The organism is Aquiflexum sp. (genome assembly GCF_977115555.1).
In genome coordinates, this window is record NZ_CDSBKL010000142.1 from 1 (window position 1) to 9,676 (window position 9,676).

Below are 9,676 nucleotides of genomic sequence, written 5' to 3' on the forward strand. Positions count from 1 at the left end.
GTTAGACAAAATCGGGGTGCGCGTCGTCCATAGAAGTACAATTGGAGACAGCCGGGAATCCATTCTGGCAAGCTTTGAGGCCGCCGAAAAAAGAGCAGATATCATTTTGATGACAGGAGGTCTGGGACCTACCAATGATGATCTCACCAAACCTCTTTTGGCAGAATATTTTGGATGTGGAATAGAATTGGTTCCCGAAGCACTGGAAGCTGTAAGAACTTTCTTTGAAAAAAGAGGTAGAGAATTGACCGATCTGAATAGAATGCAGGCACATTTGCCCACCAAATGCCTCTATATTCCCAATGAGTTGGGAACTGCACCGGGAATGTGGTTTGAAGAAAAAGGAAAGAAGTGGATGTCAATGCCCGGCGTGCCACATGAAATGAAAAACCTCATGTTGCAACATGTCATTCCAAAAATCAAATCTCAGTTTACCCTTCCAAATATTTACCACAAAGTCATAAAAACAGTCGGGATCGGTGAAAGCTGGCTTGCTGACTTGATCAAAGACTGGGAAAAAAATCTTCCTTCCCATATCAAACTCGCTTATTTGCCCTCATTGGGCCAGGTCAAACTCAGACTGACCGCTTTCGGCGAGGATCTTTTCCGCCTGAAAAATGACGTGGAAATTGAAATCGAAAAGGTAAAGCCAATAATCGAAAAGTATATCTACGGCTACAACACAGAAACTCTCGAGGAAGCAGTAGGTCGACTCTTGAAACAAAAGGGCCAAAAAGTCGCTTTGGCAGAAAGCTGTACAGGAGGTTACATTTCTCATTTGGTCACCAGCATTGCAGGCAGCAGTGATTATTTTCAGGGAAGTATGATTCCATACCACAACCGGTTCAAAAACAGGTTGCTTGGCGTTGACAATAAAATCTTGGAAACACATGGGGCGGTAAGCGAACAAACTGTCATCCAAATGGCCGAAAATATCAGGAAACAATTCAATGCAGATTTTGGATTGGCTAGCAGCGGAATTGCAGGTCCTGGCGGGGGTTGGGCCGAAAAGCCCGTAGGCACGGTTTGGATAGCCTGTGCTATTGAAGGAAGGACTGTGGCCAAAAAGCTTCAACTTACTCAGGACAGGATGCTAAATATCCAATTGACGGCTGTAGCAGCCTTGAATTTATTACGGCTAAGCATTTTAGGAAAAACAGAATAAAAATTATGTTCATCGATTTTGCATTGGTTAAAATAAAATTTAATTTTAAAACTTGGAAATAAACCCAATTAAATAATATAAGAATGGCAAATGTAGAGATGCTGATGCCCAAGATGGGTGAAAGTATAACTGAAGGAACTATACTCACTTGGCTGAAAAAAGAAGGAGATTTCATCGAGCAGGATGAATCAGTTTTGGAGGTTGCTACCGACAAAGTAGACACTGAAGTCCCTTCAACACATGCCGGCATTTTGAAAAAAATATTGGTCAAAGAAGGAGAAGTAGTCGCAGTCGGCGCACCAATTGCAATTATTGAATCAGCAACCGAAGCCTCTGAAGCCCCAATAACACCGGCAATTGAAGTAAAATCTCCCGATTCAAAAGCAGATTTGCTTTCTGCTGCCCCGGCACATACCGCTGCTATTGTTCCGACATATGCACAAGAGGAAAAACAAGAAGGGGACGATAGGTTTTATTCTCCCTTGGTATTGAGCATTGCAAAAGAAGAAAAAATCAGTAAATCGGATTTGGCTTCCATACCGGGCTCAGGAAAAGATGGTCGCGTCACCAAGCAGGATATACTTTTATACCTAAAAAACCGAAGTGAAAAGCCAGTCGAAATATCTAGTTTATCAACAAACGCTATATCCTCAGCTCCTCGGGTAGAAATGAGCATTTCTGCACAGGACGAAATCATCGAAATGGATAGAATGCGAAAAATGATCGCACAGAGAATGGTCGATTCCAAACGCATCTCTGCACATGTGACCTCATTTGTAGAAGCTGACGTAACCAATATCGTTTTATGGAGAAATAAAGTAAAAGAGGCTTACAAGAAAAAAGAAGGGGAAGCATTGACCTTTACTCCGTTCTTTATAGAAGCCGTAGCCAAAGCAATAAAAGATTTTCCAATGATCAATATCTCAGTCGATGGAGAAAAAATCATTAAAAGAAAAGATATCAATATTGGGGTTGCAGTGGCCCTACCAACAGGAAATCTGATCGTTCCAGTAGTAAGGAAAGCAGATCAGCTAAACCTCATCGGCCTTTCCAAAAAAATCAACGATATCGCTAATCGGGCCCGAATCAACAAGCTTTCTCCTGATGAATTGATTGGAGGAACATATACAGTCTCAAACGTGGGATCATTTGGCAACGTAATGGGAACGCCAATTATCATGCAGCCTCAGGTGGCTATATTGGCAGTAGGGGCCATCCAGAAAAAACCTGCAGTAGTCGAAACCCCTACGGGAGATGTGATCGCGATAAGACATAAGATGTTTCTTTCCCATTCCTATGACCACAGGGTAGTAGATGGTTCTCTGGGAGGCATGTTTGTAAGAAGGGTGGCCGATTATCTTGAAGCCTTTGACTTGGATACAGAATTATAAAAAAAGAGGTCAATTGACCTCTTTTTTTATGTGCGTTCTTTCAGAACAAGACCTGATAATACTTGTTATTTCATTGATTTTCAGAGGCTTGGTAATATATGAATCCATCCCAATTTCCATGGCCTGATCCACATCTTCTTGGAAAGCATTAGCAGATAAACCCACAATGGTAATTTCCTTCCCCTTTGATTTTCGGATAACTTTAGTTGCTTCAAGCCCATTCATCACCGGCATTTGAATATCCATTAAGATGAGATCGTAGTCGGATTCTTTTACCATGCGGACAGCCTCTGAACCGTTTCTGGCAACATCATATCCATAGCCCAACTGCACCATAAGCATGTCCATAAATAAAAGGTTGGTGGAATTATCCTCTGCCAACAGGATTCTTAAAGGGAAATCTTTTGCCATGTTTTTCCAAGCCAAACCCTCAAATTCTTCTTCATCCTTAATATTTATCTGGAGATTGTCCTCTTTGTACCATATCTTTCCAAAAATACCAAAGGAGAATTCCGAACCTTCTCCAAGTTCACTTTTGATACTCAGTTGTCCACCCATCAATTCGATGATTTTCTGAGAAATCGCCAAACCAAGTCCTGTACCCTGATGTCTTTTGGTGCTGCTGCTGTCTAGCTGAAAGAATGGGGTAGTTAGCATTTCTATCTTATCAGAAGGAATACCTATCCCGTTATCCTTAACCACAAAGTTTATAATGACAGTCTTTTCAAAAATCGATTCTGCTGAAACATTAACATTGATTTCCCCTCCATCTGAGGTGAATTTGATTGCGTTTCCGATGATGTTGATCAAAATTTGCCTGAGTTTTTCCTTATCCAGCTCCACATATTCAGGTGCCGTATTCTCAAAATGATAGGAAAATTGAAGGTTTTTTTCTTTGATCAGCCCAGAGAATATTTTAAAGGTTTTTTCAATTTCATTCTTGAAATTAAACACAGATTTATACAGAGTCATCTCTCCTGATTCAATCTTGGAATAATCGAGGATGTCTTTGATGATATTGAGAAGAGAATCCCCTGAGTCCTTGATAATCTGCAAATAATCCTTTTGCCTTTGATCCAAAGTTGTCGTTTCCAATAATGGAATAATTCCTAAAAGCCCGTTCATTGGAGTTCGGATTTCATGGCTCATGTTTGCAAGGAATTCAGATTTAGCCAAATTGGCCTGCTCTGCAGCTTTTTTTGCTTCCATCAATCCTCTTTCCCAAAGTTTTTGACCGGTGATATCCCTTGCAATGGACATTACTTTGTCATTGTCAAGTCTAAAAAATCTTGCCTCAAACAGTCTTTTTCCGGAAGGAATATCGACTTCATATTCCGCAGTCTGCATGTTACCGGTTTTGATGGTATTGTTGAAGACTTGTTGGATAGGTTCAGCCAATTTGCCCGGCAAAATTTCGGTCATTTTTTTACCGATGGCGCCTTCTAGAGGAGCTACCAGAAGGCTTTTGTCTTTAACATGAAAATCAAGGTATCTTCCTTCATTGTCATAAATAAAAATCAGGTCAGGCAAACTGTTTAGCACCGCCCGCAACCTGTTTTCGCTGTTGACGATTTCCTGTTCCCTTTCGTATTTTTCCTGGATATCGGTGCAGATCCCAACATTCCCTAAAAAGTTTCCTCTTTCATCAAATTCCAGTCTTTCAAAAACTTTTATCCTTCGTAATTTCCCTGACTTAGTTTTAAAATCTAACTCCAAAGAAAAACTGTCACTTTTGTTCAAAACCGAGTTTGCTATCGTTTTTTCAAGTTTAGCAATATCTTTTTTTGAAATATATTTTTTAAAATTCAAGGCAAAATCTTCCTTTTCATATCCAAGAATCCCTTTTACTTCATTTCCCACGCTTGTCATTTGACCGTTGGAATCCTGAAAATAGATGAAGCCATTGGTTTCATGCAGAAGCAATGCCTGCCTTCTAAACAACTCCGAAATCTCATCTGCATTCTTAGAAAGCACCTCATTTGTTACTTGGGAATTCTTGATAGATTTGAATAAAATCAAAATCACCAAAGCCAACAATATCAATAAGGCCAAAATCAGATAAAAATAGGTGCTAAAAATTCCAGTTGTAACTACATTCCTGTCCACGACAAATACTGTAGTGAATTTACTTTTTAAGGGAAAAAGGGAGAAGGGATAATGCTGAACCAATGCTTCAAATTCCAGGTCTTCATTTTCATTGACAAATTTCCCATTGAAATCCCCTTTAAGACCTTCTTCAACTTGAGCAGATATCTGATCTAGGACTTCTTGGTCCAGAAAAAATCCCTTTTTGAGCTTTTGATCATGGGTTCCACGAAGTTTGCCATCACAATAAATCAACTTTTCTCCTGAGATCCCGAGATAGTAATTTGTCAATTCATCAATAAAAAACCGTTCAAGATTTACGGTTGCACTGATCGCTACATTCTTGGAAGGATAGTCAAGAAAAACCTCATTCTGACCCATTTCCTTCATTAATTGCTCTTTATCGAGAAATGTATTGATGAAATTATTGCGGTTATCAAAATGAAAGATTACCGCCTTGTTTGGAAATATCACTTTAATGGTATCCAACAGATCACGGTGGTTGTTGAATATTCTTCTTGCTCTTTTTTCAAATGCAAGAATTTCACTTTCGTTATTGTCATATGTATCAGGCTCTAGGTTACGGACAAAGAAAGACATGTCATCATAAAAAGCCGTAAACCTTTTTTCAATCTGTTTGGAGGCAAGCTCTGCCTGCTTATTTAGAGTGAATTTACTTGAGTTGATTTGGTTATCACTGAGTACCTGAAAGAAAGCAAGACCTAAAAAAGTGATCAAAAAAACAACAAAAATCCCCAATACCACTAAAATGCGGTATAGTCCTGTTTCGGATTTTGGGAGTGAATAATCTTTGCGAATCATTTAAAATTGGATTTCCAGAACATACCAATCTAGTTTGTCCATTTTTTTAGATAGAACTTTGAGTTTTGTTTTATTCTCTGATAAAAATAAAACCTGTTCGTTGGAATTGATTATTTTATCTGCAATCATTCGGACGTCTTTATCCTTGCTTTTAAATAAGTTAAAATCTTCTTTCCTAAAACTGTCTGAGGTAATGGTCTGTGTATAGGTATAATTTTTTAACGAAGGCAATGATAGCGCTTCAATGGCTTTAGTCTTTCCTGCCACTACTGTCCCGGTCCCATCGATGATGAGGAGTTGGTTTGAGGTTTTGTTGATGTAATTTTCTATGATATCATTCAGTGTGATGTCAAATCCCAAAACCATTTTTAATTCATCTTCTGCATAGACAGGATATGTCAAGGTAATCATCCATCCCCTACCCACAGGATCAATGTAAATCTCATCCACCCAGGCCGGAGCCCTCGAAGGATTGTTTTTCTCATCTCCCTGATAATAAAAATTGAAATTTGTAACATCAATATCCGGCTCCAATAAATTTACATCATAGGGAGGGTAAAGCCTGTTTAGATGGTATTTGGAATTAAAATAAGCCTGGGATATAACCGGGATTTCCTTTACAATTCTTTTGAATTCATCATCCAAAGGATTGGTCAATAAAATAAGTTCTTTGACCGCTTCTTTATTAGTTGAAATGGTGGGAATAAAAAGTGAACTCTTTTCAGGATTGGCTCCGGGTTCCGAATTGGCCGAAACGCCTACTATTTTGTATTTATAAGGATCAGCATTTGCCAGTTTGGTTTTCTTGTCTACAAAAAGTTCCTCGGAGAATCTACCAAGCCGCACAATTTCATCTTCAATAACTCCAAGGTCGTATTCGAGTAATGAAATGAAAGAATTGATTTCAAAGAAATCAGTTGTGTTTTCAGATTCTTTAGGCGGGCAACAGGAAAATAAACAGATAGAGACAAAAAAACAGAAATAGAATAAACCCTTCATGTTCAGCAATTATGTTAATTCTTAAATCTAAAGATTTTCAAGCTGTTTTTGAAAGCTTTCACCCATTTCTTTAAATCTTGAAACAACCTTATCAAAAAATTCCCCCTGATAAAATGAATCAAGGTCAGATTCCTCCAAGATGTCCGTCTCCGGAATCTTGAAGGTTTGTTCCATAGGACCCAATTCATACTTTAGCAGGTATTTATTGTTCCAAGAAAACACCGAAACCCTGATCCCGTCCTTTGAAAACTCGTTGACTACCCTCATTCCGGTCTCCTTACCTCGGAAATATGCCTGATTTCAGATTTTAATGAAGAAGCTACCGAGCAGTATTTATCAACCGCTAAAGTCACGACTTTGGCAAATTCCTCCTCAGTGGCATCCGGTGAAACCAAAACAAACTTCATATCAATCTCAGTGTAATACTTTGGTATACCCTCATGCCTGATACCGATGATCTCAATAAAAAAATCTGTGATCGTTCTTCTTTTCTTTTTCATCATCAGAACGGCATCGACCGCAGAACAACCGCCTAAAGCCGATAAAAGCAATTCCATTGGAGATTGGGCTTTTTTGTGCTCGCTGTCATACATATCGATATCAACTTTGTTGCCAAAGTGATTAATGGATTCATATTCCATATCCGCCTTCATTCTGACGGTGACGTGTTTTTTGCTCATTGCGGTTGGTTTATAGGTTATTTGTAATTTGGTTATTGGGTTAATCGTTATTGGTTATTGGGTTAATTGGTTAACTGATTCTGGCCAACAGGCCCATACAAGGGGGAGCCTTTTACGGCTCTGCTTTTACTTTTACCTCCTACTTCTGACTTCAAACTTCCTTTCACCTCTTACCTTTTACTTCCATGCTTCCTTACATCCTAACTTCCAACTTCGCCTCACATATTCCTTCTGTACTGACCTCCGACTTCGTAGAGGGCCCTTGTAATCTGTCCAAGCGAACAAGTCTTGGCTGCCTCCATGAGTCTTTCAAATATGTTTTCATTTCGAACAGCTACAAACTGAAGTTCGTTCAATTGACTTGGGGTAAGATCAGCGTTTTTTCCATGGAGTTGGATCAGGGTCTGAATCTGGCCTTCTTTTTCTTCCTGAGTGGCACGGATGACCTCGCCGGGAATGACAGTGGGCGAGCCTTCTGAAGAAAGAAAGGTATTAACCCCAATAATCGGATATTCCCCTGTATGTTTCAATGTCTCATAATAAAGGCTTTCTTCTTGGATTTTGCCCCTTTGGTACATAGTCTCCATAGCTCCGAGCACTCCTCCCCTTTCGGTAATCCTATCAAACTCTTTGTAAACCGCTTCCTCCACCAAATCGGTAAGTTCTTCTATGATAAAAGCACCTTGGATAGGATTCTCATTCTTTGCCAATCCCAATTCTTTGTTGATGATTAGTTGGATCGCCATTGCCCTGCGAACGGATGCTTCTGTAGGGGTGGTAATGGCTTCATCATAAGCATTGGTGTGAAGGGAATTACAATTGTCATAGATAGCATACAATGCCTGTAGCGTCGTACGGATATCATTGAAGTCAATCTCCTGCGCATGTAGCGAGCGTCCTGAAGTCTGGATATGGTACTTGAGCATTTGTGAACGCTCATTCGCGCCATATTTCAATTTCATTGCCTTTGCCCAAATCCTTCTTGCCACCCTGCCGATTACCGCATATTCCGGGTCGATCCCATTGGAAAAGAAAAAGGAAAGGTTCGGCGCAAATTGGTTGATGTCCATTCCCCTTGATACATAATATTCCACATAGGTAAAGCCATTGGAAAGTGTCAACGCCAACTGAGTAATGGGATTGGCACCTGCTTCGGCTATATGGTATCCCGAAATAGACACAGAATAGAAATTCCTGATATTTTGATCGATAAAATATTGCTGCATGTCCCCCATCAATCTCAGAGAAAATTCAGTGGAGAAAATACAGGTATTCTGAGCTTGGTCTTCTTTGAGGATATCGGCCTGTACAGTTCCCCTGACATTGGCCAAGGTATATGCCTTGATTTTTTCATAGACTTCCTTCGGCAATACCTGATCGCCGGTCACTCCAATCAGCATCAGCCCTAGACCGTCATTTCCTTCTGGAATGGGAGCATTGTATGTGGGCCTTGCTACACCTTTTGCTTGATAAATAGCTTCAATCTTGGCATTGACTTCCTCTTCCAAGCCTTGTTCTTTGATATAGATCTCACATTGCTGATCGATGGCTGCATTCATAAAAAAGGCCGTCATTGCTGCTGCAGGACCATTGATAGTCATGGAGACCGAAGTCATGGGGTTGGCGAGGTTAAATCCTGAATATAGCTTCTTGGCATCATCCAAGCAACAAATATTGACACCTGAATTTCCGATTTTGCCATAAATGTCCGGTCTGTAATCCGGGTCTTCCCCGTACAAGGTTACTGAATCAAATGCCGTTGAAAGCCTCTTGGCAGGCAAACCTTTGGATACGTAGTGGAAACGCTTGTTGGTCCGCTCTGGTCCGCCTTCTCCGGCAAACATTCTTGTAGGATCTTCCCCTTCTCTTTTGAAAGGAAATACACCGGAAGTATAGGGGAACTCTCCTGGAACATTTTCAGTCAATCCCCATTTCAACAAATCTCCCCATGCTTCATATTTTGGGAGGGAAATCTTCGAAATTTTGGATTGGGAAAGTGAAGTGTAATAGGTCTGAATCTTGATTTCCTTGTCCCTCACTTTGAACACGTAGAAATCATCTACGTACTTTTGGGCTTTTTCTGGCCATTGCTCCAGCCATTTTTTGTTTTTGGGATCGAGTTCCAACTCTACTTGTGCATAGACTTCCTGGAGTTCTTTGACCAATCTATCTACATCTGCCACTTTGGTGGTCTTGACTGCTTCGATGGATTTTTGGATGCTGTAAAGTTTTTGGGCGACTTCCTTTTGGGCTAACACCCATTTGTCATAACCACGGTTATTCTCGGAGATTTCTGACAGATAGCGCGTCCTTGACGGAGGGATGATGTAGATTTTCTCCGACATTTCCTTACTGAGTTCAAAGGAGGTATGTAGGTCAACACCGGTTTTCTCCACCAATTTATGGATGATGGCCTTGTACAAGTTGTTCATCCCCGGATCATTGAACTGCGAAGCGATGGTCCCAAAAACGGGAATATCTTCCTCAGCAATATCCCAAAGGTTATGGTTGCGTTTGTATTGTTTTTTGACATC

7 protein-coding genes are annotated in these 9,676 nt (G+C 40.2%); 2 read left to right on the forward strand and 5 right to left on the reverse strand.

Features of this window, described 5'->3' with window-relative positions; translation table 11 throughout:
- Positions 1 to 1,165: CinA family nicotinamide mononucleotide deamidase-related protein (locus ACZFYI_RS10180; RefSeq protein ID WP_462524022.1), on the forward strand; the 1,165-nt coding region annotated here is incomplete at its 5' end.
- An 83-nt stretch (positions 1,166 to 1,248) separates the two neighbouring features.
- Positions 1,249 to 2,556: a dihydrolipoamide acetyltransferase family protein gene (locus ACZFYI_RS10185; protein WP_462524023.1), complete on the forward strand. Its 1,308-nt coding sequence runs from the start codon at positions 1,249 to 1,251 to the stop codon at positions 2,554 to 2,556.
- 9 nt (positions 2,557 to 2,565) lie between these two features.
- Here the strand turns inward: ACZFYI_RS10185 and ACZFYI_RS10190 are convergent, their stop codons facing one another.
- The 5 genes from ACZFYI_RS10190 to ACZFYI_RS10210 form a co-directional block, all read right to left on the reverse strand.
- The gene (locus ACZFYI_RS10190; RefSeq protein ID WP_462524024.1) at positions 2,566 to 5,463 is read right to left on the reverse strand and encodes an ATP-binding protein; all 2,898 of its coding nucleotides are present in this window, start codon (positions 5,461 to 5,463) and stop codon (positions 2,566 to 2,568) included.
- On the reverse strand, positions 5,464 to 6,462 hold the full coding sequence (locus ACZFYI_RS10195; protein WP_462524025.1) for a Cache sensor protein: 999 nt from the start codon (positions 6,460 to 6,462) through the stop codon (positions 5,464 to 5,466). It abuts the gene before it with no gap.
- 27 nt (positions 6,463 to 6,489) lie between these two features.
- Complete coding sequence (locus tag ACZFYI_RS10200; protein ID WP_462524026.1) at positions 6,490 to 6,729, reverse strand: hypothetical protein; 240 nt, start codon at positions 6,727 to 6,729, stop codon at positions 6,490 to 6,492.
- A complete protein-coding gene (locus tag ACZFYI_RS10205) occupies positions 6,726 to 7,142 on the reverse strand; it encodes an OsmC family protein (RefSeq protein ID WP_462524027.1) in 417 nt (138 codons plus the stop codon). Before ACZFYI_RS10205 ends, ACZFYI_RS10200 begins: the two co-directional genes overlap by 4 nt.
- Before the next feature lie 218 nt (positions 7,143 to 7,360).
- Positions 7,361 to 9,676, reverse strand: a 2,316-nt coding sequence (locus tag ACZFYI_RS10210; RefSeq protein WP_462524028.1) for a methylmalonyl-CoA mutase family protein, incomplete at its 5' end; no start/stop codon positions are given.